The organism is Halolamina pelagica, from assembly GCF_900115675.1.
Classification (GTDB): domain Archaea; phylum Halobacteriota; class Halobacteria; order Halobacteriales; family Haloferacaceae; genus Halolamina; species Halolamina pelagica.
On the sequence record NZ_FOXI01000004.1, the window covers coordinates 245508 to 270529 of the forward strand.

The following is a 25022-nucleotide window of genomic DNA, read 5'->3' on the forward strand; positions in this document are numbered from 1 at the left end:
GTGAAACAAAACGTTCGACATGCTGAGTGACGCGATGGAGGACTATCTGAAAGCGATCTACGTGCTCCAGCGCCAGGATGGCGCGCCCGTCTCCACGTCTGCCGTCGCGGAGTACCTCGACAAGACGCCGCCGACGGTGACGAGCATGATGGAGAAACTCGACGACCGTGGGCTGATCGACCGCGAGAAGTACCGCGGCGTCGAGCTGACCGAGGAGGGCGAGACGGTGGCGCTCGAGGTGGTCCGGCACCACCGACTGCTCGAGGCGTACCTCGCCGAACATCTCGACTTCGATTGGACCGAGGTCCACGACGAGGCGGACACCCTCGAACACCACATCAGTGAGGACCTGGAGCGCCGGATGGCCGAGGCGCTCGACGATCCGGTCGTCGATCCCCACGGCGACCCGATCCCGACCGAGACGCTGGAGCCGGTCGACGAGGCGGCCGGCGAACGACTGAGCAGTTTCGGCGTCGGCGACCGCGTCGTCGTCTCCCGGGTGCTCCACCGCGAGCAGGACGAACTCGACTACCTCTCGGCGGCGGGGCTCACGCCGAACACGACGATCGAGATCGTCGACGTGGCGCCGTTCGGGATGGTGACGGTCCGCCTCGACGACGGCGAGGAGCAGAGCCTCCCCGAGGACGTCGCTGACGCGATCCGGGTCAGGGCGACGACGGGGGAGGTCGCCTGAGCGTGCCGGGAGCGATCGCGCTTCCCCTGCAGTCGGGGCTCGACGCCGTCGTCGGGCGGTACGCCGAACACGGCCCGCTAGCGGCCGCGTTCCTGGCGAACCTGCTCGCGACCTTCGGGGACAAGGGACAGTTGGTCGTCATCACCCTCGCGACCCGGTACGACGCCAAGGCGGTCTTCGTCGGCGCCATGGGGGCCTTCACGCTCTGGTCGGCGCTGGAAGTCGCGTTCGGGCAGTACGTCGTCTCGGTGCTGCCCGCGGGCGTGGTGACGCTGATCACCGGCGGCCTGTTCGTCGCCTTCGGGCTCTGGACGGTTCGGTCCTCGATCCGGGGGTTCCGCGACGACGAACAGTCGCTGTCGCTGACCTCGGGTACGGGTCTCGACGTGGGGCTCACGGGGATGCTCGTCCCGGACGCGCTGCTCGCGCGAGTCGGCAGCTACGGCGGCCTGCTGACGGGCTTCCTGTTCGTGCTGTTCGCCGAGTTCGGGGACAAGACCCAACTGCTGACGATCAACCTCGCGGCGACGTTCCCCGACGCCCCCGTGTCGGTGTTCGTCGGCGTCGTCGCCGCGCTGGCGCTCCGGACCGGCATCGACGCCGTCATCGGCGAGAGGGTCGAGGCGGTACTGCCGACCCACTACATCGAGGCCGGTGCCGCCCTCGTCTTCCTCGCGTTCGGGGTCGTCGTCCTCGGCGCGCCGACGGTGGTGCTCTACGCCGCGATCGGGGCGCTGATCGTGGCGGCCGCCGTCGGCGTGCTTCGACGCCGCTGAGGAATGGGGCGGTTTTTTCGCAGTTCCGCCCCCTGCAGTGACTGTGTTCGAAGTCGTTCCGTCGCTCGTCGCCGGCGCCGCGTTCGGGCTCGCACTCGCGGCGCCGCCGGGGCCGATGAACGCGGTCATCGCCGAGGAGAGCGTGCTCCGCGGCTGGGTCGCGGGCGTGAAAGCCGGGTTGGGCGCGGGGCTGGCGGACTTCGTCTTCTTCCTGCTCGCGCTGGCCGGGGTGGTCGGCGTCGTCCAGCAGTACCCGACGCTTCAGGGCGTGCTGTTCGGCGTCGGCGGGCTCCTGATGGTCTACTTCGCCTACGGCGCCGCCAACAGCGTCCGGGCGACGTTCGCGCCGTCCTCGGTCGACCGGCGGGCTGGAACCGGGACGGACGACCAGGGGGGAATCGACGCGGGCGGCGACACGAGCGCGCCGGCCGACCTCGGCGAGTCGACCGGGTTCCGTCGCGCGTTCGTGCTCGCGCTCACGAACCCCTACCAGATCCTGTTCTGGCTGACCGTCGGCGTCGGCCTGCTCGACCCCGGGCGGTTGGACGTGCTGGCGGTGGTCCCCTACGTCGGCGACGCGCTGACTGGCGTGTTCGTCGTCGAGACCGGCAGCCCCGCGCTGATCGTCGGCCTGTTCGGCGGCATCGCGCTCTGGCTCGCCTGTTTCCCGGCGGCGCTGGTACAGGCCGGCCGCCGGGTGGACTCGTTCGCGCCCGCCGTCGCCGCCCTCAGCGCGCTGGTGCTCGGGGGGTTCGGCGTCAGTTTCCTCCTCGAAGCGTGGCGCGTGCTGGGCTGACCGGCGTCGACTGACGAACCGCTTTTCACAACTGCACCCGACCACCGGTGCATGTTCGACAAATCGACGTGGATCCGGCTGCCCCGGAACGTCGTCGTCGGCCACGGGGTGCTCGCGGAACTCGGCGACGCCGTCGGCGAACTCTACCTCTCGGGCACGCCGCTGGTCGTGACCAGTCCCTCGCCGAACCGGATCGTCGGCGACCGCGTCCGCGACCAGCTCCCGGACTCGGAGACGGTGGTCGTCGAGGAGGCCAGCTTCGACCAGGTGCAGAAGGTCATCGACGCCGCCGAGCGGGCCGAGGCGGGCTACCTCGTCGGCCTCGGCGGCGGCAAACCCATCGACACCGCGAAGATGGCCAGCGACGAACTCGACGTGGGGTTCGTCTCCGTCCCGACCGCGGCGAGCCACGACGGCATCGTCTCCGGGCGGGGCTCGATCCCGGAGGGGGACACGCGCCACTCCGTCGCCGCCGAGCCGCCGCTGGCGGTCGTCGCCGACACCGAGGTGATCGCCGACGCGCCGTGGGAGCTGACAACTGCAGGCTGTGCGGACATCATCTCGAACTACACCGCCGTCGCGGACTGGAAGCTGGCCCAGCGCCTGAAGGGCGTCGAGTACTCGGAGTACGGCGGCGCGCTCTCCCAGATGACCGCGGAGATGCTGGTCGACAACGCGGACCTCATTCGGCCGGGACTGGAGGAGTCGGCGTGGATCGTGGTGAAGGCGCTGGTCGCCTCGGGCGTGGCGATGTCCATCGCCGGCTCCTCGCGGCCCGCCTCGGGCGCGGAGCACCTCTTCTCCCACCAACTCGACCGGATCGCCCCGGGACGGGCGCTCCACGGCCACCAGGTCGGCGTGGGGTCGATCATGACCGCGTACCTCCACGACGGCCCGGACGGGCTCTGGAAGGACATCCGCGACGCGCTCGCGAGCCTCGACGCGCCGACGACGGCCGAGGGCTTGGGCGTGAGCGACGAGGAACTGCTGGAGGCGCTGACCAGCGCCCACGAGATCCGGGACCGCTACACGGTGCTGGGCGACGGGATCACCGAGAAGGCCGCGCGGGACGTGGCGGAGACGACGGGCGTGATCTAGAGCGGTAACGCCGCCACGTCCGGGTACCGCAACCGGTCCGGGAACGCCGACAGCCACGCCGCCTCGTCGACGCTCCCGTCACGCGGCCGGGGATCGCCGCGGAGGTACTCGGCCTCGAAGACGACGATCAGTCGCGGGAGCGGCGGTCGACCCGTTCCCGCCGCGACGTGCACCGCCCGTTCGGCACGCAGGAGGCCGGTCAGCCGGCACTCGATGCCGGCTTCTTCGTAGGTTTCGCGACAGGCAGCCGCGGCGAGGGACTCCCCCGGCTCCTGCTTGCCCGCTGGTTCGGACCAGCCGCCCTGGTCGGCTTCGCGGACTAAAAGCGCCTCTGTCGTGCCGTTGTGCTCCCGGCGAACCCACGTCCCGGCGCCGCCGACGGTGCCAGCCGCGGCGCGTTCGGCGGCCGCGTCGTAGGTCGCCGGATCGACGTGCCACTCCGTCTCCGTGACCGCGACGGTCCCGTAGCGCGCTTCCAACCGGTCCAGGGTGTCGTCGACGGCACGAGCGGGGTCCACGCGTGGCCGTTCCGTCCGGGGTGTAAAGAAGACCGTCGCTCGTCGAAGGTGAGGTCGTCCCCGAGCCGGGAGCGGGCGCTCGGGAACTGAGAACCGCCGCGCGACCTGTCCTGGATCGCGCGACGAGAGTGGTCGGGCGAGCCGGTGGCGCCAGTCCGCCGCGCCGTGGGGGCCACCCCGTCGCGGCGGGGGTCGGCTCGTCCGACCGGGGACGGGTGCGTCGCCATCACCCGTACGCTATCCTTGGTCGCTATCGGTGATAAATCCCCGGACTTCGGGGCGACGATCGCCGGGCCGGAACCCGAACCACCTTGTCGCTCCGGACCCTGCGCTCGCGTATGCTGGAACCCCTCCGGTCGCGCGCCCGTGACCGTCCGCGGGCGACCGTCGCCGTGCTCTCGGTGCTCGGGTACGCGCTGGTGATCGGGACGTTCGCGGGCGCGATCCCTGCGGCCGCGTTCCCCGACCTGACGAACGCGCAGGTGAACCTGTTCTCCCACGCCATCGCCGCCATCAACACGACGGCGACGGTGCTGCTCCTCCTCGGCTGGAAGTGGATCCGCGAGGGCGAGGTCGAGAAACATCGCAAGGCGATGGGGAGCGCGTTCGGGCTCATCATGGTCTTCCTCGTGCTCTACCTCTGGAAGATCGGCGGCGGGGGGACGAAGGAACTCGTGGGCGCGCCCGATCCGATCTACTACGCCTACCTGCTGATGCTCGCGATCCACATCATCCTCTCCGTCGTCGCCGTTCCCGTGGTGCTGTACGCGCTGGTGCTCGGGCTGACCCACAGCCCGCGGGAACTCCGGCTGGAGACGCCGCACAAGAAGGTCGGTCGCGTCGCCGCCGGGTCGTGGATCCTCTCGCTCTCGATGGGCGTGCTGACGTACGTGATCCTCAACTGGATCTACAGCTACGAGTTCACGGCCGGCACCGGGATGTAGGCGCCGGCGGTGCCGTCGACGCGGATGGCCCCGTCGGTACACCGGTGGCGTCGACGCCTCGGTGCAGTCGTCGGGGCGCCGCGGACGACTCGGGATCGAACCGTTCAACCCCCGGGGAGCGAAACGCCGGGTATGGGCGAGCCACTCGAACCACGCCGGGAGCAGGCGGCCGAGGTCATCGACCGCCTCGAGGCCGAGTATCCCGACTCCACCATCTCCCTGAACTTCGACACCCGACTACAGCTACTGGTGTCGGTCGTGCTCTCGGCACAGTGCACCGACGAGCGCGTCAACGAGGTGACCGAGGAGCTGTACGAGAAGTACGAGACTGCCGAGGGATTCGCCGCGGCCGACGAGGCGGAACTGGCCGAGGACATCTACGGGATCACCTTCCACAACTCCAAGGCGGGTTACCTCAAGAGCATCGGCGAGACGCTCGTCGACGAACACGACGGCGAGGTGCCGGACACGATGGACGACCTCACCGAGCTCTCGGGCGTCGGCCGGAAGACGGCCAACGTCGTGCTCCAGCACGCCCACGACGTGGTCGAGGGGATCGTCGTCGACACGCACGTCCAGCGGATCACCCGCCGGCTCGGGTTGACCGAGGCGGAGCGCCCCGAAGCCATCGAGGACGACCTGCTCGACGTGGTTCCCGAGGAGCACTGGCAGCAGTTCACCCACCTGCTGATCGACCACGGGCGCGCGGTCTGTACCGCCCGGAACCCCGACTGTGGCGAGTGCGTGCTCGCGGACGTCTGCCCCTCCGCGAAGGGCGACAGCGAGGTCGATCTGGCCAGCGGCGAGGCGTGGTGAACAGCTCTCAGAGCACGTACTCCTGCAGGTAGCGGTAGACGCCGACGAGATACGCGAGGATCCAGAGGATCAGGTAGCCGAACACGCCGATCCGGAGCCGTCGACGCCAGCCGGCCATGTTCTCGTGGAGGTCGCCGATGTCGGCGTCGGGGTCCGGATCGCGGTAGAGGTCCGCCTCCCGTTTGGCCTGGAAGATGCGGACGATGCCGGTGAGTGCGAGCACCAGCAGCGCGTACGCCTGCAGGCCGAGGAAGGCATGTAGCGCTGCGAGGCCGGTGAACCGGCCGAACAGACGAGGGATCATCCACAGCAACATCGGCGCCGTCGTCAGCACGAGCCCGGTGACGACGAACTTCAGGTGGTGGACCAGCCGATCCCACGTCATCACCTCCGTCTCGATCGCGTACCACGCGCCGTAGAGGAAGAAGGGGAGGCTGAGCGTGACTGACGCCGCCGCGAGCGTCGCGGCCGTCGACTCCGAGACCATTCAGCGACGGTTGGCGCCCGCCTCGCCTAAAGGGTGCGACTCCGGCGCGCCGCCGGCGGGCCGCTCGCGAAGCGCTTAACGGCGCGCCAGTCCAACCCCGACCATGGCCGACCCCTCCGACGACGACGCGGCTCCGGGGCGGACCCGCGCGGACGCCGACGACCGAGCGGGCGCGAGCGGCGAGGCCGCCGCCGCCGAGCGCGAGTCCACCGACCTCGACGCGCTGCGCGAGGAGGTCGAGGAGCGGTACGACTTCGACGACTTCGGCCCGGCGGACATGGCCGAGATGGAGCGCGAGGAGTGGGAGGCGGTGTTCGACCCGGACACGTGGATCACGGGGCCGGAGCTGATCGACCGGGTCGAGCAGGACTTGGAGGCCCGAATCGCCACCCGCGAGGTGTTCGCGCGTCTCGAGCGCCACCCCGGGCCGGACGGCGACCGACTGCTCGCGTACTCCGACGAGGGGTACGCCATCGTCAACCCCGACGGGAGCGTCGAGGGCGAGGGCACCGTGCTCCGGGACGTGGAGCCGACGGTGGCGCTGTGCTCGATGGAGCAGTACGAGGTACAGACCCCGCCGGAGGACCCGAGCCTCCCGGACCCGGACGACGTGGAGTCCGGCTCCGGCGAGCTCGGGAACACGATGCTCCAGCTCATCGCCGCCGCCCAGATCCTCGCCGGGATCGGGCTGGTGATCGGATCGCTGGTCTGGGACCTCCAGCCCGACGTGCCCCAGGGCGGCGTGATCGGTCCCGTTGTCGGGCTCCTGTTCGTCGCGATCGGCGTGTTCCTCTTCGCGGTCGTCGCGAACGCGCGGCTCTCGGACCGGTTCCGCGCGGCGGAGTACCGCGACCGGCTCCGGGCCGTCGACGAGGCGGGCGAGCGGCCGGAGTTCGTGCCGCAGTTGAGCGACGACGGCGACGAGGAGCGGAGCGACTGATCGAGCGGCTTCGCCGTCCCGTCTCCCGATCCGGACGGCCGCGCTGGGTGGCGTGAAACGGTGGGTTTAAGCGCTGGCCGTCCCACGTTTTGGCCGTATGAAGAGGCGGGATTTTCTCCGAGCGACAGGCGGCTCCGGCGGGGCCGTCGCCCTCGGTTCGGGGGTCGCAGCCGGGCAGGAAGGCACCGGCACGGCCACCGGCACGGAGGGTGGCGGTGGCGGCGGGACGACACACACTGTCGACATGACCGACAGCCTCGTTTTCGACCCCGCGGAACTGACAATCGAGGCCGGCGACACCGTCGTCTGGGAGAACGTCGGCTCGGTCGGGCATAGTGTGACGGCCTACGAGGACAACATCCCCGAAGAGGCGGACTTCTTCGCCTCCGGTGGCTTCGACGCCGAACAGCCTGCACGGGACGCGTACCCCGAACAAGGGGACATCCCCGGGGGTGAAAGCTACCAGCACACTTTCGAAACCCTCGGCACCTACGAGTACTTCTGTATCCCCCACGAGAGTGTGGGAATGATCGGGACCATCGAAGTCGTCGAAGAGATCGAGGAGGCCGCTGGCGGCGGCGAGCGGGAGCTTCACTCCATCGGCGCCCCGATCCACCCCCACTGGGTGGGTGCGGCGACGATCCTGATGATGTTCGTCAGCCTCGTGTTCACGTTCTACGTCCTCAAGTACGGCGAGTCACCGAACACCGGCAACACCGGAGGTGGTGACTGATGTCCACGTCGGGTTCCACCTACGGCGACATTCACCGGTACGAGCCGGCACGTGAGAGCACGGCCGCGGCGATCGCGATCGTGCTCCTGACGCTGCTGGAGATCGTCTTCGTGTTCATGTTCACCTGGGGGCTGGTCTCCGGCTGGGGACTGACCGCCGACGGGAACATGTTCCTCGGCGGCCTGCTCGCCGTCGTGTTCATCGACCTGGCGTTCATCCTCGCGATCTACCGCAAGGAGTTCCTCCCGGACGTGATGGTCGTCAAGAAGCGCCGACGCAAGTGGGAGGACCTCTACGTGCGCGGCGATCAGGTCGACGGCGAACAGCTCGAGGGTGCCGGGATCTGGGACCAGTTCAAACGCGCCGTCTACCCGTACTACAAACGATAACCAATGAGCCTCAAAGAGAAAGACGAACACGACCATCTCGGCTGGATGGAGGAGAAGCAGCTCTCCCCCATCGAGAAGGGGTACCTGTTCACCCTCATCTGGCTCGACAAGCGATTCCGGGTCGTCGACTACCTGGAGCTCCTGGAGACGATGTACTACCGCGTCAACCTCCAGATGCCCAAGAGCCACACCGAGCAGTACAACCTCGACAACAAGTTCTGGTACTGGTACCCGCTGTACGCGCTGGGGTCGTTCTCCACGCTCGCGTACGTCGTCGCCGCGCTTTCCGGCGCGTTACTGGGGTTCTACTACACCCCGTCGGCGGCCGCGGCGGAGACCGGAACCGTCGCCTACTCACAGCTCGCGATGATCATGCAGGACCTCCAGTTCGGCTTCATGCTGCGCTCGATCCACCGCTGGTCGGCGCAGGTGATGACCGCGGCGGTGTTCCTGCACATGCTCCGGGTCTACTTCACCGGCGCGTACAAGGAGCCCCGCGAGCTCAACTGGCTGCTCGGGATCGTCCTGATCAGCCTCACGATGGGCTTCGGGTACACGGGCTACCTGCTCCCGTGGGACCAGCTCGCCTACTGGGCGGGACAGATCGGCGTCGAGATGGCGCTGTCGATCCCGATCGTCGGCGAGTGGGTCGCCCAGCTGGTGTTCGGCGGCTTCTCGCTCGGCGCACCGACGCTCCAGCGAATGTACATCCTCCACGTGTTCCTGCTGCCGTTCGTGGTGACCTCGCTGATCGCGATCCACATCGCGATCGTCTGGATGCAGGGCATCGCGGAACCCCACTAACACAATGAGCGACGACAACCAACCCGACGCACGAACCGACGGCGGAACCGGCATCGTTCCCCCGGACGACGAGACGCCGACCTGGAGCGAGCGCAAGAGTCGGCGGGCGGGGCTCCCCCGTCTCACCTACGAGTACTTCGAGCGGGCCCGCCGCGAGGACCAGGACCTGCGCGAGCAGTCCACCTACGTCGAGCGCGACGTGCTGGGCTTCCCGACGTGGCCCCACGAGCTGATCCGCAACCTCGCGCTGACCAGCTTCTTCGTCGGCATGCTGCTGCTGCTGTCGGCGACGCTCCCGCCCCACATCGGCAACCCGGCGAACCCGAGTTCCACGCCCGCGATCATCCTGCCGGACTGGTACCTCTACTGGTCGTTCGGCCTGCTGAAGCTGGGTGACCTCAACCCCGCGATCTCGCTGCTCGGCGAGCAGAAGCTGATGGCCGACCGGACGTACGGCGTGCTCGCGAACGTCGTGATCGTCGGCGCCATCGCGATCGTCCCCTTCCTCAACAAGGGGAGCGCCCGACGCCCGGTCGAGCAGCCGTTCTGGGCCGCGGTCGGGATGGGGGGCGTGACCTTCGCGTTCACCATCTCGATGCTGTCGATCCAGAACATCATGCCGATGAACGTCAGCCTGCTGTTCGACCTGACGTTCCTCGCCCCGCTCGTCGTGGGCGCGATCACCTACGCGGTGCTGAAGACGATGCGGGAGGGGTACATGTACGACCTCAACCGCCGCTACTACCGGCTGCGGCCGCCGAAGTAGGCCGTGGCCGACGACGATCGCCGCACGGACGGCCGCGAGGGGCGCGACGTGGAGGTTCCCCTGCGGCTCTACAAGACCGTCACCGTGTTCTCGACGCTGATCGCGGTGTTCGCCGTCGTGTTCGGCTTCCTGTTGCTCGACGCCGCCGCGCTCGGGACGGGGCTGCTCCGCCAACTCGCCCGTTCGATACTCGGTGCGCTGTCGCTTTCACCCTCGGACTCGCTTCTCTCGGCGGTGTTCGCCGTCGCCGGACTGCTGTCGATCGCTCTCGGCGCCGCCGTCTACGTGCTCGGAACTCGGTTCAAGGCGGCGGAGATGAGCGCCGGTACGGACTAACCGGCCTCGGCGGAGATGAGCGCCGGTACGGACTAACCGGCCTCGGCGGAGATGAGTGCCGGTACGGACTAACGACGCGCGCCGAGGGGGTTCTTCCCGGAGACCGACGCCGATCGAGCAGCCGTCGTCGGTCGGCCGGGATGGGAAACGCTGAAGAGGGCTCGCGGCCCAGTTTCCGATAATGGCTGACGAGTTCATGAAGGGGTTCGGGCTGTTCAGCGTGGCCGCCCTCGTCTGGATGATCTCCGCGAGCTGGTACCGCACGCCCAGTTTCGAGAGCACCCGACAGCTGGTTGCGGCGCCGCCGGAGGAGCCCGGCACGGTGTTCGACACGCTGGGGATCTTCCTCGGCGACCTGATGTTCTGGACCGCGCTGCTGGGCGCGTTCACGTTCTGGGTGATCATCCCCGCCGGGCGACAGGCCCGCGAGGCGCTGGTTGTCGACGAGTAGTTCCCGAGACACTCTTCTCCGGTTCTCCCCCACCATCCCCGGCAGATTGGCGTCGGCGACGAGCCCCACCTGTCCGGCCCTGATCCTGCTGCCGGCGTCGACAGCGTGGTACGCAGCGTGACCGCTCCGTCCGTCGGCGGCCCCGAGACCGGTTCCGAACGATCGTGCGCGCTTCGGCGTTGACGGGCTCCTCACGAGTGAAACGTGCCGTGGATACGGACCCGTCTCGGGAGTGTGGACCGGATCGACGAGAACAGCGATCGCTGCGTGGGGTACTGTCGGAGATCGTCGAAGGAACCGCCGGCGCCGGTTAGACGATCGCTTCCCAGGGCCCCTCGATGACCCAGAACAGCGCGATGTAGAGCGCGTACAGCAGCGCGACGACCGAGGCGGTGATGGCGCCCTTGGGCTTCTCGATCTCGAGGTTGTTCCGGGCCTCGACCTGGCGGGCCTCGAACTCGAAAACGTCGGCGACGAACGTCCCGACGACGAGCACCGAGATCACCATCCCGGAGTGGGGTTCGATCACGAGATACAGCAGCGAGACGAGGATCGCCAGCGCGGAGACGGCGACGTGGGGCGTGTAGCGACTCAGCGTGTCGGCGCCCCCCTCGGCGGCTCGCTTGTAGCGCCGGTACGCGAGATGCCGAGTGAGGAGGTTGGCAACGACGAGTCCTAGAATCACGTAGGGGAACGCCCCAGAGATCGACTCGAGCGCCCCGATCGGGACGGCGAACTGCAGTGGGGTCATACCCGCATATCGGCACAGGACGGTTTAGTGCTTTTCCAATTCCGGCGACCCCGAGACCAGCGGCCGGAGGCAAGTGAACTCGTCGACGACGCTGATCTCGACGGGCTCGGCCGGGTGCACCTGGCGGCGCTCCTCGCCGTCGAGGAACAGCGAGACGGCGCCCTCGTCCCGTTCGACCTGGAGCGAGAGCGGGCCGGGGACGACCCACTGGTTCGCCCGCGTCGAGAACGGTGACACGGGGACCACCGAGAGCCCGCCGCCGGGGGCGACGATCGGCCCGCCGGCCGCGCGGCCATACCCCGCCGACCCCAGCGGCGCCGAGACGACGACGCCGTCGGCGCGCGCGTCGAACAGTCGCTCGCCCTCGGCCGCGAGCGCGTACTCGGAGATCCGGGCCGGCTCGCTGGTCATCAGTGTCACGTCGAGGACAGCACGACCGACGCGTTCGCCGTCGACGTCGACGCCGAGGACGGGGTGGGTGACACCGCGGTAGGCTCCCTCGGCGAGCGCACCCGCGGCGGCCTCGAGGCCCTCCCGCGTCGTGCCCTGTCGGTCGTCGCCCACGTCCACGGCGAGAATCGGCGTCTCGTTCGGTGTGTGCGCGGCATCGACGACCGCGTCGGGACCGACCGCGACGACGACCTCGGCGTCGTCGGCGGTCTCGAGCGGGGAGAGATCCGCGCCGACGGGCCCGCCCTGGAGGCGGATCCGACTGATCGGCGTCGACTGCGTCATGGTCTGGTACTTGCCGGGTGTGGGTAAAACGGCGGTGGTCTCAGCGCGGAACGGCTCGCCTACTCGAAGTCGTAGGGCCAGCCGTTGGTCTTCTTCATGCCGATCGCCTGGTCCTCCTCCTTCAGGTAGCCGGCCATCGTCTCGGGCTCTTCGTGGGGGATCTCGACCGACTCATCGGCGACCTCGACGACCAGTTCGGTCAGCAGGATCGCCTGCTCGCGCAGGGTCCGACCCTCCAGTTTCTCGAGCGTGTCGGCCTCGGTGTGCCCCCAGCCCCGCCCCGCGGACTCGGACTTGCTGGAGACCATGTACCCCGGGACGCCCCAGCGGACGAACGGCCAGTGGTCGGAGTGGGGAACCATCCGCGGCACCGTCGCGATCGGGTGGTCGAAGCGCTCGCTCACCCGGCTCGCGGCGGCGTCGAGTTCGTCGAACCGGTGGGTGGTGAGTTCGAGCGTCCGCTCGCCCATGTTCGAGTCGACGTTGACGATCCCCTTGATCGCGTCGAGGTCGGCGTTCTCCGCCTCCTGTTCCGAGCCGACGAGTCCGACTTCTTCGGCGCCGTAGGCGATGCACTTGACCCGCGTGTCGAGGTCGTCCTCGCGGGCCGCCAGCGCCTTCGCGACCTCGACGATCGTCGCCGTCCCGGCGCCGTTATCCCGCGCCCCCTCCGCGATGTCGTGGGCGTCGACGTGACTCGAGAGGATCACCACCTCCTCGGTGTCGGGGCCCAGTTCTGCGACCGCGTTGCCCGACTCGGTCTCGGGCGTCTCACAGTCGACGGAGACGGTGACCTCCTCGCCGTCGAACCGCCGGGCGAGCCGCGCGCCGGTCTCCGCGGAGACGCCGACGGCGGGGATGTCGCCGTAGGGGCCCCCGTCGCTGCCGTTGACGCTGCCCGTCGGCGGGAGCTGGCCGGGCACGTGGTTGGCGTAAACGAACGCCGCGGCGCCACCCTCGACGGCGTACTGATACTTCTCGGTCCGGTGGATGTACCGGTCGAAGTAGTCCGGCACGTCCGAGGTGGCGAGCACGATCTTCCCTTCCACGTCCGCCGACTCGAAGTCCGCCGGGAGGCCGGCGCCGAGGTCGACCAGTTCGGCGGTCACCTCGCCCGCGGGGCCGCGCGGGAGCGCGATGGACTCCTCGACGGTCTCGGGGGTGGCGATCTCGCTGTCGCCCCGCTCCCACCCCGCGAGGTCGAACGTCTCCACGCGGGCGTCCCGGGCGCCCACGTCGGCGAACGCGTCGCGCGTGGCTTCGAGGCCGGCCATCTCGCCCGGCTGGCCCGCCATGCGGTTGCCGATGTCGACGAGCGTCTCGAGGTGGTCCCAGCCGGCGTCGCTGCCGAACGTCTCCGCGATCCAGTCTGCCATACCGCCCCGCTCGCGTGCGAGCGGTTATCACCTGTCGACTCCGGCCGGCTTCGCCGCTTCTCCGGCGGCACCGGAGCTTTGGGGCCGCCGTTCGAACGGGCGGTATGCACACCATCGCCGTCGTCGGCGGCGGACTCGCGGGACTCGTTGCGGCCCGCCGGCTCGCCGATTCCGGCCACGACGTGACGCTGTTCGAGGAGCGCGGGGCGCTCGGCGGCCGGGTCCGGAGCCGGAACGTCGACGGGTTCACCTGCGACCGGGGGTTCCAGGTGCTGTTCGACGCCTACCCGGCGGTCCGGCGGGAACTCGACCTCGACGCGCTCTCGCTGCGCCGGTTCGCCCCCGGGGGCGTGATCTGTCGCCCCGGCAGCCGGTCGACGCTGTCGGACCCGCTTCGCGACCTGGGAGCGCTCCTCCCCTCGGCGCTGTCCCGCGAGATCTCGACCGCGGACAAACTCCGCACGCTCCGCCTCCGGCGCCGACTGACGAGCGGCGACTGGCCCGGCTTCGAGAGGCCGGACCGGTCGATCCGCGAGTACCTCCGCGAGGTCGGCTTCTCGGAGCGGTTCGTCGAGAACTTCGCCGCCCCGCTGTACGGTGGGATCACGCTCGATCGGTCCCTCTCCACGTCCGCGAACGTGTTCGAGTACACGTTCCGGGCGATGTCGCTCGGGAACATCGTCGTCCCGGCGGACGGGATGGCCGCGGTTCCGGCGCAGTTGGCCGAGCGCGCTCGGTCGGCGGGCGTCGACGTGCGAACCGGCCTCGCCGTGCACGGGCTCGACGGTGCGGGCGACCGCGTGCGCCTCGCGACGGAACCCGGTGCCCGGGAGTTCGACGCCGCAGTCGTCGCCACGGACCCGCCGACCGCCCGCGACCTCACCGGGGTCGAGTCGATCCCGACCGAGGGCGCGGGCGTCGTGACCCAGCACTACCGCCTGCCGGGCCCGGACCTCGACGCCGGCACGCGGATCATGCTCAACGCCGGGGGCGAGGCGCCGAACACCGTGGCCCAGCTCTCCGCGGTCGCGCCGGAGTACGGCGACGACAGCACCGACGCGCTGCTCGCGGCGTCGTTCGTCGACGACGGCGCCCAGGACCGGTCTGCGGACGAACTCGCGGCTCAGACCCGCGAGGCGCTGGGGTCGTGGTACCCCGAGCGGGACGTGGCCGGGCTCGAACGTCTCGCGACCGACCGGATCCCGTTCGCACAGTTCGCCCAGCCGCCCGGCATCCACACGGAGCTGCCGGACGCCGACGACCCCTCGGGACCGGTCTACCTCGCGGGCGACTACACGCGCTGGTCGTCGATCCAGGGCGCGCTGGAGAGCGGGCGGCGCGCGGCGGCCGCCGTCGACGCCGAGTTCGACGCCTGAGCCCCGGACGGGTCGGGCGGTTTATGTGCCGGCCAGCCCACACCCCGGCCATGAGCGACGCGCTGGCGGACAAACGCACCGCGAGCCGGTTCCGGATCCTCGCGGAGATCGCCGACCGCCAGCCGGCGGTGAGTCAGGGCGAGATCGCCGACGCCGTCGGCGTCACGAGCCAGGCGGTCAGCGAGTACATCCGGGAACTGGTCGACGACGGCCTCGTCGAGAAGGAGGGCCGCTCGCGCTACCGCGTCACCAAGGAGGGCGTCGACTGGCTGTTCCGCGAGGCCAAGTCGCTGCGCCGGTACGTCGACCACGTCACCGACGACGTGCTGGAGAGCCTGCAGGAGGACGCCGCCATCGCCGTCGGGGACGTCGAGGCCGGCGACACCGTCTCCCTGTCGCTCCGGAACGGCCTGCTCCACGCGACTCCCGGCGAGCAGGGGGCGGCGACCGGCGTCGCGACCACCGACGCCGAGGCGGGCACCGACGTGGGCGTCACGGGGTTCGAGGGCGTCATCGACATGGCGCCCGGCACGGTCACGGTGTACCAGATCCCGCCGGTCCGAGCCGGGGGGAGTCGCGACATCGACGACGCGGCGCTCGCCGCCGCCTGCGAGTCGGCGGACCTGGTGCTCGCGAGCGGCGTCGAGGCCGTCGTCGCGCTCAGGGGGATCGACTACCCGCCCGCGGTCAGCGCGGCGGCGGGCGAGGTGGCGGCGGCGGCGGCGGGCCGCGGCCAGGAGGTCGTCGTCGCGGTCACGCGCGACGAGGTCGGCCGCGTCACCGACGCGCTCCGTGACGGCGACACCGAGTACGTCGTCGAGGGGAGCTAGTCGATCCGGAGGTCGCCGTCCCCTTCGCCTCCGCCCTCGCCTTCCGTCCACTCGATCTCGAACTCGACGCTTTTCTCCGGTTGATCGGCCGGCCCCTCGCGTTCGACTTTCACCTCGAGCGTCGGTCGCTCCGGGGGATCGACCGTCACCGACTCCGTACCGGCCCGGAGGCTGAGTTCCCCGCCGCCCTCGAGGGAGTCGGCCACCCGCCGGAGGTAGTCGGCGATCTCGCTGCGGTCCTGGCTGCTCTCGGTCTTGAAGAGGACGTCTTCGGGCATACCTCGAATAGGGAGCCGGCAGGGATAAACGTACGTGCGTCAGCGGTTCAGCTCGCGTACTCCTTCGCGGTCGTGTAGGCCTCCTGCAGGCGTTTGAACTCCTCCTCGCTGCCGCCCTGGTCGGGGTGGAGCTCCTTCACCCGGTCGCGGTAGGCCGACTGCACCTCGTCGGCGTCGGCGTCGCGGCTCAGCCCGAGGAACTCGAACGCGTCGCCGACGGGGTCACGGCCAGCGCCGGCCCGCTGACCCCCACCGGTACGGCCGCCACGCGGCCCAGCGCGGCCCGCGCGCGGACCGGTACGGGCGCCGCGTGGACCGGCACCCGTGGTCCGCCCGCCGGCGTCGAGGCCGAGGTCGAAGGGGAGCCGCCGACCGATCGTGGCGCCGGGCACCCCGTGTTCAGAGAGCACGACGTGGGTGGGGCCGTCGACGAGGCGGAGGTAGGCCCGCGGGTCGAACGTGATCGCCACGTCCCGGTCCGGGAGGTAGAACGCGACGGTAGTGGTGCCGAGCTGGTAGTCCTCCAGGTACGGCTCGTCGGCCTCGTCGAAGATGGCCCTGAGTTCGGCCCGCTGCTGGCCGGGACCGCCGACCCGGCGTCCGCTCCGGTCCGGGTCGGGGATGTACCGCTCGCCGAGGACGAACACGAGGGCGACGACGACGGAGGCGGCGACGCCGAGCAGCAGCCCGGAAACCAGCCACGACGGGAGCCCGGTTTGAACGGCGGGGAGCACGCTCCCCCGTAGGGTCGGCACCCTCTTCAACGACTCGCCGCCGGTGCGTCTGCGGCGACCGCCAGCGATCCCCAGCCAACTGACCGGGACCCGAACTACCTTTGTGTCCCACCGCGAACAGGTGAGTCGTGACAACGTACGACATCGAGCGGTACCTGAACGTCCGGAGCGCCTACGGCGGCTCGTTCGACCCCGAGGGCGAGCGACTCGCGTTCCTGATGGACACCACCGGCACCGCACAGGTCTGGACCGTCGACGGCCCCGGCGAGTGGCCCGTCCAGCGCACGTTCTACGACGACCGCGTGACGTTCGTGGACTACTCCCCGGAGCGCCAGGAACTGGCCTTCGGCAAGGATCAGGGCGGCGACGAGCGCGCCCAACTGTTCACGCTCGACGTGGGGACCGGCGAAATCACCAACAGGACCCAGCAACCCGACGCGAAGCACCGCTGGGGCGGCTGGGACAGCGACGGCGAGCGCTTCGCCTTCGCCTCCAACCGCCGGGACCACACGGTGTTCGACATCTACGTCCAGGATCGCGACGCCGTCGGCAACGACGCGGAGTTGGTCCACGAGGGCGACGGCTGGCTGTCGCTCTCGGGCTGGTCGCCCGATGACGACCGGCTGCTCGTCCACGAGGCCCACTCCAGTTTCGACCACGACGTGCACGTGCTGGACGTGAGCGACGGCGGCATCAGCCACGTCACGCCCCACGAGGGCCGCGCACGCTACAGCAGCGTCGAGTGGGGGCCCGACGGCGAGTCGCTGTACATGGTCACCGACCACGACTCCGATACGCTCCGACTCGAACGGCTCGACCTCTCGGAGGGGGAGTTCTCGGTCGTCGAGGACGGCGGCGAGTGGAACGTCGACGGCGTTTCCGTCGACGAGGAGAGCCGACGCGTCGCCTACTCCCGGAACGTCGACGGTTACACCGACCTGACGGTGGGCGAGTTGGTCGACCCCGACCGGATCGACCCCGCGGAGTCCCCGACGTTCCCCGACGGCGTCGTCGGCGGCGTCGAGTGGGGGCCGAACGGCGACCGGTACGCGCTCACCGTCACCGCCAGCAGCGACAACACCAACGTCCACGTCGGCGACGTGCCCGCCGGCGAGAGCGAGCGCTGGACGGACGCCGCCACCGCAGGCATCCCCCGCGAGACGTTCGTCGAGCCCCAGCTGGTTCACGTGCCCAGCTTCGACGGCCGGGAGATCCCGGGCTTCTTCTCGGTGCCCGAAGACTCGGAGGGCGAACTCCCGGTCATCGTCGACATCCACGGCGGCCCCGAGAGCCAGCGTCGGCCGTCGTTCCGGCCGGTCAAGCAGTACTTCCTCAACAACGGCTACGCGGTGTTCGAACCGAACGTCCGGGGCTCCTCGGGCTACGGGAAGGAGTACGCCGGCCTCGACGACGTGCGCAACCGCATGGACTCGGTGAAGGACCTGAAAGCCGGCGTCGAGTGGCTGCAGGACCACCCCGACGTCGACGCGGACCGCATCGTCGCCTACGGCGGCTCCTACGGCGGGTTCATGGTGCTCTCGGCGCTGACGGAGTACCCCGACCTCTGGGCGGCGGGCGTCGACGTGGTCGGCATCGCGAACTTCGTGACGTTCCTCGAGAACACGAGCGACTGGCGGCGGTCGCTGCGGGAGGCGGAGTACGGCAGCTTGGACGAGGACCGGGAGTTCCTGCAGGAGATCTCGCCGACGAACAACATCGAGAACATCGCGGCGCCGCTGTTCGTGCTCCACGGTGAGAACGACCCGCGCGTGCCCGTGAGCGAGGCCGAACAGATCGTCGAGGACGTCCGTGACCAGGGCGTCCCCGTCCGGAAGTTGATCTTCCCCGACGAGGGCCACGGGTTCTCCAAACTGGACAACCGCATCCGGGCGTACTCGGCGGTGGTGGAGTTCCTCGACGAGCACGTCTGAGGCCGCGGTCGCCGAGCCGGGGTCCGACCCGGTCCGGCGGCTGATCGGGAACCGTATCGACAACCTGACACCGGATCGTGATTCGGTACGGATCGAACGGGTAGCCGTTACGGTTTGGTGGACGTGAACACGGGCGTTCGTTTTTGACCTCGGCTCCCGTACGGGTGGGTATGAGCGCTGACCTGCCCAACGAGATGGACGAGGACGAACGCGACGCGTTCCTGGGGGCTGGCGGCACGGGCGTCCTCTCGCTGAGCACGGCGAGCGGCGAGTCACCGTACGCGGTCCCGGTGTCCTACGGCTACGACCGGTCGACCGGGACGTTCTACTTCCGGCTCGCGACCGACGCCGACGGCGAGAAGGGCGAGCTCGACGACCGGCGGGCGACGTTCGTGACCTACGGCCAGCCAGAGGACCGCTGGCAGAGCGTCGTCGCCGAGGGGCGACTGGAACCGACGGGCGAGGAGTCGATCGCGATCGAGACGCTCGAAGGTCTCGGGAACGTCGAGCTCCAGTACGTCGACGTCTTCGACCGGCCACTCGAGGCGGTGTCGTTCGAGTTCTACCGGCTGGTCCCGGATCGCATCGGCGCCCGCCGCGAGTCTCGAACCGGCCAGTAGGGCCCCGGGATCGCGAGCCGCGCGGCGATAGCGGGGCCGCAGAACTGGCAACGTAGTGGGAAATAGTTAAGTCGCCGTCGGTGGCTCTTCCCGCCAGACATGTTGGAAGAAGGACTCTCGTACCCGTTCAACGGCGACAGCGCGCTCGGTCGGATCATCATCGGTGGGCTGCTGGGCTTCGGTAGTTTCCTGATCGTCCCGGCGATCGCGCTCATGGGCTATCTGGTCTGGGTGCTCGACGGCGCCGCGCGAGGGGAGGAGGAGCCCCCCGACTTCGAGAACTGGGGCGACATGATCGTCGACGGCCTGAAAGCGACGGCGGTCGCGATCGTCTACGGGATCGTCCCGTTCGTGCTGGTGTTCCTCAGCGTCTTCGTGATCGCGGGCGGCAGTGCGTCCGGCAGCGAGACCGGGATGGGCATCCTCGGGGGCATCGGCCTCCTCGGCATGCTGGTGAGCATGGTCGCGATGTTCGTCCTCTACTACCTCATCCCGGCGGCGCTGACGAACATGGCGCTGGAGGACAGTTTCGGCGCCGCCTTCGACTTCGGCACGATCAAGCAGGTCATCCTCACGGGCGACTACCTCGTCGCGTGGCTGATCCCGTTCGTGCTCGCCGCGCTGATGAACGTCGTCGTCTTCCTGCTCGCGATCACCGTCGTCGGACTGGTGGTGGTGCCGTTCATCCAGTTCTACGTGCAGGTCGCCGCGTTCTACATGTTCGGCGTCGCCTTCGGCAAGGTCGTCGACGTGCCGGGCGCGGTGACCGACGACAGCGCCGCGCTCTGACCCCGTTTCGGCTCAGTTCGTCTCCACGACGACCGTCTCGGCCGCCAGATCACCCACCCGCTGGCCGCGCTCGGTGACGACGATCACCGCGGCGCCCAGCAGGAAGAACGCCGGCAGCGCGTCGACGACCCGGAGCAGGTTCCGGACCAGCGCGTCCCAGTAGTCGATCGCGTCGCCGTCCTCGGTGACGACGACCAGCCCCACCGCGCGCTTTCCGAGCGTCTGGCCGTACCTCCCCTCAGTGACGACGAAGTACGCCAGCCCGACCACGGCCGTGAGCGACTGGAGCAGGAGGACGGCGGCGTTGACCGCGACCGGACTGGTCGGGTCGGCGACGAACACGAACGCGAGCGCGGCGACGAGGCCGGAGAACACGCCGAAGACGGCCCCGATCAGGATCGCATCGAGCAGGAACGCCCCGACGCGCCGGCCGAACGTCTCGCTCTCGGTGCCGAGTCGGGGGGCCGGGCGGCTCATGTGGCATCGGTCGGCGGCAGCTCCCTTCACCGTTGTGACCCGTGCGTGGCAGTCGCCGGCCAGGCGGTTACGGCCGTCCGGTCGGTTTGGTGAGTGGACTCAAAGGCAGTCGGAACCTGCATACGGAAAGTATCGCGGCGTGAACAGCCACGTTCTCGAAAGAGCAAACGTGGTAAGGTAGCGTCACGTATCCCTACTCATGTCCTCGAACCCTGACGGTCGACAGCTCGGACTGATCCTGCTCACCGTCGTCGCGGCGCTCGTCGTCTTCCCGGCACTGTTCATGAGCCTCGGGATGATGGGCGTCGGCGGGATGATGGGCGGCACGTGGGGCGGACACATGTGGGACGGCGGCACCACGGGCGGCTGGTACCCCCTGATCGGGCTGGTGATGCAACTGCTGTTCCTGCTCGCCCTCGTCGGGGGTTCCTACCTGCTCTACCGTGCCGTCGTCGACGACGACAGTCACGATCGCGCGATCGAGGAGCTCCGCTCGGCGTACGCTCGGGGCGAGCTGACCGACGAGGAGTACGAGAACCGGCGTGAAGCACTCGAACGCGACCGAAAGGGGTGATCAGTCGTGGGGGATCGGCGGAGGGTGCGGGATCGCCGCTCGCTCCCGACGTGGCTCGACCGGTACGCGACGCTCGGCCGCTACGGGCTCGTCGTCGGGACCGCGCTCTGTCTGTTCGCGCTGTTCACCAACCCCGTTCCCGATCCCTCGTTCCCGTGGGCGACGCTGCCGTCGTCGCTCCGGCTCCCGGTGAGACAGCCGCGGATCGAACACTGGCCGGTCACGTACACGCTGGGCATCTGGCTGTGGGTGGGCTCGTTCCCGGCGCTGTTCCTCGCCGGGTACCGGCGGTATCGCGGGACGTTCGGCACGACGGGGTGGCTGGTGGGGCTCCCGACGGCGGCGATGCTCGCGTTGACGACGTACTGTCGGTTCTTCTGGCCGAAGCCCCAGCCACCGACGTGGAACGCGCCCTCCTACACGTTCGTCTGCTGGCTCTACTGCTCCTCCTACGAGCCGATCTGGAGTAACGCGGCCTACGCCGTCGCGGGCCTCGGCGTCGTCGCGACCGCCGTCGCAGTCCGACGGTTCCGTGGGGACGTGGTCGCACTCGCGGCGTTCGGCGTCCTGGCGTTCCCACTCGGGCTGCCGGCGCTGGTCGCGGCGCGGCGACGACGCCAGCGGCGACGATCCGCCGGTTGACTGGTCGCACCCGCGAGCGCTACTCCGCCCGGTCCTTCGTGAGGTTCTCGACGCGACCGCCACACGCCGGACAGGCTGTGAGGCTGGCGACCGACGTGTGGTGTTCGAGACAGTCTGTACATTCGTACACTTTCCCACTCTCTCGGTATTCGTTTGGTAACTTCTTCATCGTTACGTGTTACCAATAGTCACTGTCAGTCTTCAATCCTTCGGCGATGTGGGGTCTCGATGGGTGGGGCCGACCCGTTAGAGTGAAACCGCGGCCGGGCGAACTACCACGGTATGAGCGCAGATTCGGAGCAACGCACTATCCGCTGTCTCGTCGCCAAGGTCGGACTCGACGGGCACGACCGTGGCGCACACGTGATCGCGCGCGCCTTCCGCGACGCCGGCTTCGAGGTCATCTACTCGGGGCTCCACCGCGCGCCAGAAGAGATCGTGCAGGCGGCGGTCCAGGAGGACGTGGACGTGCTTGGCATCTCCATCCTCTCGGGCGCGCACAACACGCTCGTCCCCAAGGTGATCGAGGGGCTGAAGGAGTACGACGCGTTCGACGACACGCTCGTCCTGGTCGGCGGCATCATCCCCGACGAGGACAAGGAGGACCTGCTGGAGATGGGCGTCGCCGAGGTGTTCGGCCCGGGCACGCCGATGGAGGAGACCGTCGAGTTCGTCGAGGCGAACGCACCCGAGCGATGAACGCGGCCGCCGAGACCGAACTCGTCGAGGAGCTCCTCGACGGCAAACACCGCGCGCTGGCCCGCGTCATCTCGAAGGTCGAGAACCGCGAGCCCGGCTATCGCGACATCGTCTCCCGACTCCACGACCACACCGGCCACGCCGACGTGATCGGCGTCACGGGCTCGCCGGGCGCGGGGAAGTCGACGCTGGTCGACAAGCTCGCCAAGCAGTACCGCGACCGCGGGGAGACCGTCGGCGTCATCGCCGTCGACCCCTCCTCGCCGTACACCGGCGGCGCCGTCCTCGGCGACCGCATCCGGATGGCGAGCAACGTCGGCGACATGGACGTGTTCTTCCGCTCGATGTCCGCCCGCGGGACGCTTGGCGGGCTCTCGACGGCGACCGCCGACGCGGTCAAGGCCCTCGACGCGTTCGGGAAGGACCGCATCATCGTCGAGACCGTCGGCGCCGGACAGAACGAGGTCGACATCGTCCGCACCGCCGACACCGTCGTCGTGCTGGTCCAGCCCGGCTCGGGCGACGACGTACAGATGCTCAAAGCCGGCATCCTCGAGATCGGCGACCTGTTCGTGGTCAACAAGGCCGACATGGACGGCGCGAGCCGGACCGTCGCCGACCTGGAGGAGATGCTCCACATGGAGCGCGATCCGACGGCGAAGCTGAACACCGGCAGCTTCGAGAAACCCGACCACCCGGACCACGACGAGATCGACGCCGACGGGGGTGACGCCGACGAGAGTGACGACGAGGAGCACTGGGAGCCGATGGTGCTCGAGACCGTCGCCAAGAGCGGCGAGGGCGTCGACGAGCTGATCGCCACCCTGGACGACCACTCGGCGTGGATGGACGAAACCGGCCGCCGCGAGGCGAAAGCCCGGCAGCGTTACGCCGCCGAGATCCGCCAACTGCTTCGGGCCGATGCGGCCGACCTGATCGACGAGGAGCTCGACCGGCGGGGCGGGATCGAGGCGATGGCCGAACGAGTGCAGGCCCGCGAGACCGACCCCTACACCGTCGCCGACGAGGTTCTCGGACCGATCGAGGACTGCGTTCGGCAGCAGCGCGAGTAGGGAGCGGACTCCCCCTTCTTCACCCAAAACTGTTCCTGGGGGATCCGCGAAACGGTGAAGCTTCGTGATCGTCTGATCTCTCTCAATTGTCGAGGAGGGGGAATCGTGTGAGATACAGGGATCGCATCTTGCAGGCGGATCTGGCGCCGTGTTCCGGACCGGTGAGTTCAGGTTCGGCCCGAGATGAGAGAGCCAGCCGGATTACTCCTCGGTAGCGTCGTTAGTGCTCCCGTTCACCGTCTCGTCCGGCGGTACACTGTCAGGCTGTGGCATCGAGCCGAGCCCGTGGGCAGTCGTTACCTCTGCGGTGATACGGTCGCCGTGGGCGAGTTCCGAGAGGCCGATGCGGACGAGATGGATAGCCGCTATCAGCAACAGCGGACCGAAGAAGACGCCGTACCAATTGAACAGGAGTCCGCCGAAGATGTACGAGAACATCATCGCTCCCCTGTGGGTGCTCTGGCCAGCGAAGACCGGACGGATGACCATGATGGGGAATAGATCGAGCGCGAGCAGTGCCACGATGGCCACGACGACGGGAAACCAGAGCGTTTGGGGGTCCGACTCGATCGCTTTCAGTCCCAGATACCCAGTCATCGGGACGTACACGATCTTCCCCACGACGATGGGGACGAGCGTCGCCGCGCCCGTTAAGAGCGCGAGGACGTTCGGGAGCGGAATCTTCAGTCCCGGGGGGGCGATAACGTTGAGCCCGTTGTAGATGCCCAACGCGAGCAGCGCCACGACGACCACGGTGCGGATGTTCCCGAAGTACACCACCTGGAAGTCACGATCGACGAGCGACGCGTAGAGCCACAGGGCCGAATCTTCCCCCACCTCGTCACGGAACCAGTCCGCGATGCGGTCACCGTCCCGGAGCAGATAGAACGCGAGGGCTACCGCCAGCGAGAAATGCAGGAAGAACGTCGCAACCGGTCCCAACACGTCCCCTCCAGTACTGATAACCTCGGTGATGGATGCCACGTCGAACGACGAGGCGTACGCTCTCGGGTCGGCGATCGCCCGATCCAGTTCCGCAGGTGGCACCGGCAGGAACCAGGCGACGATCTCGGCGCCTGCTCCAGCGGATCGCTCGAGTTCCTTGATGGCGAGAAACAGCAGGTATCCGGTTATCGCGAGAAACGGGATTTCGAACGCAAACAGCGCGGCCGACGCAGCGAGCCCTGGACTCTCGACGACGAGCCGCAACCGACGGTAGATCGGCCGGGCAGCGTAGTAGATGAATATCCCGAACGCGAACGTCCCGATGTACGAGTACAGCACCAGACCGAGTGTCCCGGCAAGAGCGGCGGTGAGGGCCCACCAGAGCACTCGTGACCGGTCGAACTCCGTCTCGTCCATCATGCCGAGGGACTCATGGTGTGGTGAGTGATATCCGCCGGCACTCAACCCGTGTTTCGTCCCAGTTCCGTTCGTTCATACGCGCCGTGCAGACATCAAATCCGGCGTTCGGAGTGGTCTCGGCGTCGGTCCTGGAGGTTCCCCACGGCAGCTCGCAGTCCCCACAGTACGCCGTTCCCGCGGAGAAACGGGGACCTAATTGTACCACAATCACGCACTGTGGCATG

32 protein-coding genes are annotated in these 25022 nt (G+C 68.9%); 22 read left to right on the forward strand and 10 right to left on the reverse strand.

Going from position 1 to position 25022, the window contains the following annotated elements; all coding sequences use genetic code 11:
- Positions 1 to 19: 19 nt before the first annotated feature.
- The 4 genes from BMZ83_RS07755 to BMZ83_RS07770 all read left to right on the forward strand — a co-directional run bounded on the left by BMZ83_RS07755 (position 20) and on the right by BMZ83_RS07770 (position 3364).
- Positions 20 to 694, forward strand: a complete 675-nt coding sequence (locus BMZ83_RS07755; RefSeq protein ID WP_074877342.1) for a metal-dependent transcriptional regulator — start codon at positions 20 to 22, stop codon at positions 692 to 694.
- Positions 695 to 696: 2 nt separating this feature from the next.
- Positions 697 to 1470, forward strand: a complete 774-nt coding sequence (locus BMZ83_RS07760) for a TMEM165/GDT1 family protein (protein WP_206674324.1) — start codon at positions 697 to 699, stop codon at positions 1468 to 1470.
- A gap of 115 nt (positions 1471 to 1585) precedes the next feature.
- Positions 1586 to 2266: a LysE family translocator gene (locus BMZ83_RS07765; protein WP_174955632.1), complete on the forward strand. Its 681-nt coding sequence runs from the start codon at positions 1586 to 1588 to the stop codon at positions 2264 to 2266.
- A 51-nt stretch (positions 2267 to 2317) separates the two neighbouring features.
- Positions 2318 to 3364 (forward strand): NAD(P)-dependent glycerol-1-phosphate dehydrogenase, encoded by a 1047-nt coding sequence (locus BMZ83_RS07770; protein WP_074877346.1) that lies wholly within the window; start codon positions 2318 to 2320, stop codon positions 3362 to 3364.
- Here BMZ83_RS07770 and BMZ83_RS07775 read toward each other — a convergent pair.
- Complete coding sequence (locus BMZ83_RS07775) at positions 3361 to 3882, reverse strand: NUDIX domain-containing protein (RefSeq protein ID WP_074877348.1); 522 nt, start codon at positions 3880 to 3882, stop codon at positions 3361 to 3363. The two genes, BMZ83_RS07770 and BMZ83_RS07775, sit on opposite strands and share 4 nt — an antisense overlap.
- 338 nt (positions 3883 to 4220) lie before the next feature.
- On the opposite strand from BMZ83_RS07775, the gene BMZ83_RS07780 reads away from it, so the two are divergent.
- Positions 4221 to 4826: a DUF420 domain-containing protein gene (locus tag BMZ83_RS07780; RefSeq protein ID WP_074877350.1), complete on the forward strand. Its 606-nt coding sequence runs from the start codon at positions 4221 to 4223 to the stop codon at positions 4824 to 4826.
- 132 nt (positions 4827 to 4958) lie between these two features.
- Positions 4959 to 5642, forward strand: a complete 684-nt coding sequence (nth, locus tag BMZ83_RS07785) for an endonuclease III (RefSeq protein WP_074877353.1) — start codon at positions 4959 to 4961, stop codon at positions 5640 to 5642.
- Between the two features lie 7 nt (positions 5643 to 5649).
- Here the strand turns inward: nth and BMZ83_RS07790 are convergent, their stop codons facing one another.
- Complete coding sequence (locus BMZ83_RS07790) at positions 5650 to 6129, reverse strand: DUF7321 family protein (protein WP_074877356.1); 480 nt, start codon at positions 6127 to 6129, stop codon at positions 5650 to 5652.
- Positions 6130 to 6232: 103 nt separating this feature from the next.
- On the opposite strand from BMZ83_RS07790, the gene BMZ83_RS07795 reads away from it, so the two are divergent.
- The 7 genes from BMZ83_RS07795 (at position 6233) to BMZ83_RS07825 (ending at position 10548) form a co-directional block, all read left to right on the forward strand.
- On the forward strand, positions 6233 to 7069 hold the full coding sequence (locus BMZ83_RS07795) for a DUF7319 domain-containing protein (protein ID WP_074877359.1): 837 nt from the start codon (positions 6233 to 6235) through the stop codon (positions 7067 to 7069).
- A gap of 97 nt (positions 7070 to 7166) precedes the next feature.
- Positions 7167 to 7802: a plastocyanin/azurin family copper-binding protein gene (locus BMZ83_RS07800; protein WP_074877361.1), complete on the forward strand. Its 636-nt coding sequence runs from the start codon at positions 7167 to 7169 to the stop codon at positions 7800 to 7802.
- Positions 7802 to 8191, forward strand: a complete 390-nt coding sequence (locus tag BMZ83_RS07805; protein WP_074877363.1) for a DUF7318 family protein — start codon at positions 7802 to 7804, stop codon at positions 8189 to 8191. Before BMZ83_RS07800 ends, BMZ83_RS07805 begins: the two co-directional genes overlap by 1 nt.
- A 3-nt stretch (positions 8192 to 8194) precedes the next feature.
- Entirely contained in the window at positions 8195 to 8995 is an 801-nt protein-coding gene (locus BMZ83_RS07810; protein ID WP_074877366.1) for a cytochrome b, read from the forward strand.
- Positions 8996 to 8999: 4 nt separating this feature from the next.
- Positions 9000 to 9761 carry a cytochrome b family protein gene (locus BMZ83_RS07815; RefSeq protein ID WP_074877368.1) on the forward strand — a complete coding sequence of 254 codons (762 nt, stop codon included), beginning with the start codon at positions 9000 to 9002 and terminating at the stop codon, positions 9759 to 9761.
- A gap of 3 nt (positions 9762 to 9764) precedes the next feature.
- Entirely contained in the window at positions 9765 to 10097 is a 333-nt protein-coding gene (locus BMZ83_RS07820) for a DUF7315 family membrane protein (RefSeq protein WP_074877370.1), read from the forward strand.
- 181 nt (positions 10098 to 10278) lie between these two features.
- Positions 10279 to 10548, forward strand: a complete 270-nt coding sequence (locus tag BMZ83_RS07825; protein WP_053947605.1) for a DUF7314 family protein — start codon at positions 10279 to 10281, stop codon at positions 10546 to 10548.
- A 310-nt stretch (positions 10549 to 10858) separates the two neighbouring features.
- Here BMZ83_RS07825 and BMZ83_RS07830 read toward each other — a convergent pair whose 3' ends face one another.
- The 3 genes from BMZ83_RS07830 to BMZ83_RS07840 are packed head-to-tail and all read right to left on the reverse strand — an operon-like array spanning position 10859 to position 13410.
- Positions 10859 to 11299: a DUF7313 family protein gene (locus BMZ83_RS07830; protein WP_074877372.1), complete on the reverse strand. Its 441-nt coding sequence runs from the start codon at positions 11297 to 11299 to the stop codon at positions 10859 to 10861.
- 24 nt (positions 11300 to 11323) lie between these two features.
- Positions 11324 to 12034, reverse strand: a complete 711-nt coding sequence (locus BMZ83_RS07835) for an NAD(+)/NADH kinase (protein ID WP_074877374.1) — start codon at positions 12032 to 12034, stop codon at positions 11324 to 11326.
- A 59-nt stretch (positions 12035 to 12093) separates the two neighbouring features.
- Positions 12094 to 13410, reverse strand: a complete 1317-nt coding sequence (locus BMZ83_RS07840) for a M28 family peptidase (RefSeq protein ID WP_074877376.1) — start codon at positions 13408 to 13410, stop codon at positions 12094 to 12096.
- A 104-nt stretch (positions 13411 to 13514) separates the two neighbouring features.
- Here BMZ83_RS07840 and BMZ83_RS07845 point away from each other — a divergent pair, with 104 nt between their 5' ends.
- Positions 13515 to 14786, forward strand: a complete 1272-nt coding sequence (locus tag BMZ83_RS07845; protein ID WP_074877378.1) for an NAD(P)/FAD-dependent oxidoreductase — start codon at positions 13515 to 13517, stop codon at positions 14784 to 14786.
- Between the two features lie 50 nt (positions 14787 to 14836).
- Positions 14837 to 15616 (forward strand): DUF7839 domain-containing protein, encoded by a 780-nt coding sequence (locus tag BMZ83_RS07850; RefSeq protein ID WP_074877380.1) that lies wholly within the window; start codon positions 14837 to 14839, stop codon positions 15614 to 15616.
- Here BMZ83_RS07850 and BMZ83_RS07855 read toward each other — a convergent pair.
- Entirely contained in the window at positions 15613 to 15894 is a 282-nt protein-coding gene (locus BMZ83_RS07855) for an amphi-Trp domain-containing protein (protein ID WP_074877382.1), read from the reverse strand. The two genes, BMZ83_RS07850 and BMZ83_RS07855, sit on opposite strands and share 4 nt — an antisense overlap.
- 47 nt (positions 15895 to 15941) lie before the next feature.
- Positions 15942 to 16628, reverse strand: coding sequence for a J domain-containing protein (locus BMZ83_RS16825; protein ID WP_074877384.1), 687 nt, complete (start codon positions 16626 to 16628; stop codon positions 15942 to 15944).
- 128 nt (positions 16629 to 16756) lie between these two features.
- Between BMZ83_RS16825 and BMZ83_RS07865 the strand changes: the two genes are divergently transcribed.
- The 3 genes from BMZ83_RS07865 to BMZ83_RS07875 all read left to right on the forward strand — a co-directional run bounded on the left by BMZ83_RS07865 (position 16757) and on the right by BMZ83_RS07875 (position 19968).
- Positions 16757 to 18559 (forward strand): S9 family peptidase, encoded by a 1803-nt coding sequence (locus tag BMZ83_RS07865; protein ID WP_074877386.1) that lies wholly within the window; start codon positions 16757 to 16759, stop codon positions 18557 to 18559.
- 170 nt (positions 18560 to 18729) lie between these two features.
- A complete protein-coding gene (locus tag BMZ83_RS07870; RefSeq protein WP_074877387.1) occupies positions 18730 to 19179 on the forward strand; it encodes a pyridoxamine 5'-phosphate oxidase family protein in 450 nt (149 codons plus the stop codon).
- Positions 19180 to 19278: 99 nt separating this feature from the next.
- On the forward strand, positions 19279 to 19968 hold the full coding sequence (locus BMZ83_RS07875) for a DUF4013 domain-containing protein (protein WP_074877389.1): 690 nt from the start codon (positions 19279 to 19281) through the stop codon (positions 19966 to 19968).
- A 12-nt stretch (positions 19969 to 19980) separates the two neighbouring features.
- Here the strand turns inward: BMZ83_RS07875 and BMZ83_RS07880 are convergent, their stop codons facing one another.
- On the reverse strand, positions 19981 to 20445 hold the full coding sequence (locus tag BMZ83_RS07880; protein ID WP_074877391.1) for an RDD family protein: 465 nt from the start codon (positions 20443 to 20445) through the stop codon (positions 19981 to 19983).
- 199 nt (positions 20446 to 20644) lie between these two features.
- Between BMZ83_RS07880 and BMZ83_RS07885 the strand changes: the two genes are divergently transcribed.
- Both BMZ83_RS07885 and BMZ83_RS07890 read left to right on the forward strand, forming a co-directional pair.
- The gene (locus BMZ83_RS07885; protein ID WP_074877392.1) at positions 20645 to 21019 is read left to right on the forward strand and encodes an SHOCT domain-containing protein; all 375 of its coding nucleotides are present in this window, start codon (positions 20645 to 20647) and stop codon (positions 21017 to 21019) included.
- 24 nt (positions 21020 to 21043) lie between these two features.
- Positions 21044 to 21661: a hypothetical protein gene (locus BMZ83_RS07890; RefSeq protein WP_206674325.1), complete on the forward strand. Its 618-nt coding sequence runs from the start codon at positions 21044 to 21046 to the stop codon at positions 21659 to 21661.
- Positions 21662 to 21680: 19 nt separating this feature from the next.
- Here BMZ83_RS07890 and BMZ83_RS16830 read toward each other — a convergent pair whose 3' ends face one another.
- Entirely contained in the window at positions 21681 to 21830 is a 150-nt protein-coding gene (locus tag BMZ83_RS16830) for a DUF7129 domain-containing putative zinc-binding protein (RefSeq protein WP_166623227.1), read from the reverse strand.
- Positions 21831 to 21943: 113 nt separating this feature from the next.
- Between BMZ83_RS16830 and BMZ83_RS07895 the strand changes: the two genes are divergently transcribed.
- Both BMZ83_RS07895 and meaB read left to right on the forward strand, forming a co-directional pair.
- Positions 21944 to 22360, forward strand: a complete 417-nt coding sequence (locus BMZ83_RS07895) for a cobalamin B12-binding domain-containing protein (protein WP_074877396.1) — start codon at positions 21944 to 21946, stop codon at positions 22358 to 22360.
- Positions 22357 to 23433: a methylmalonyl Co-A mutase-associated GTPase MeaB gene (gene meaB / locus BMZ83_RS07900; protein ID WP_074877398.1), complete on the forward strand. Its 1077-nt coding sequence runs from the start codon at positions 22357 to 22359 to the stop codon at positions 23431 to 23433. Before BMZ83_RS07895 ends, meaB begins: the two co-directional genes overlap by 4 nt.
- A 201-nt stretch (positions 23434 to 23634) precedes the next feature.
- Here the strand turns inward: meaB and BMZ83_RS07905 are convergent, their stop codons facing one another.
- Positions 23635 to 24795, reverse strand: a complete 1161-nt coding sequence (locus tag BMZ83_RS07905) for an AI-2E family transporter (RefSeq protein WP_206674326.1) — start codon at positions 24793 to 24795, stop codon at positions 23635 to 23637.
- Positions 24796 to 25022: the final 227 nt, after the last annotated feature.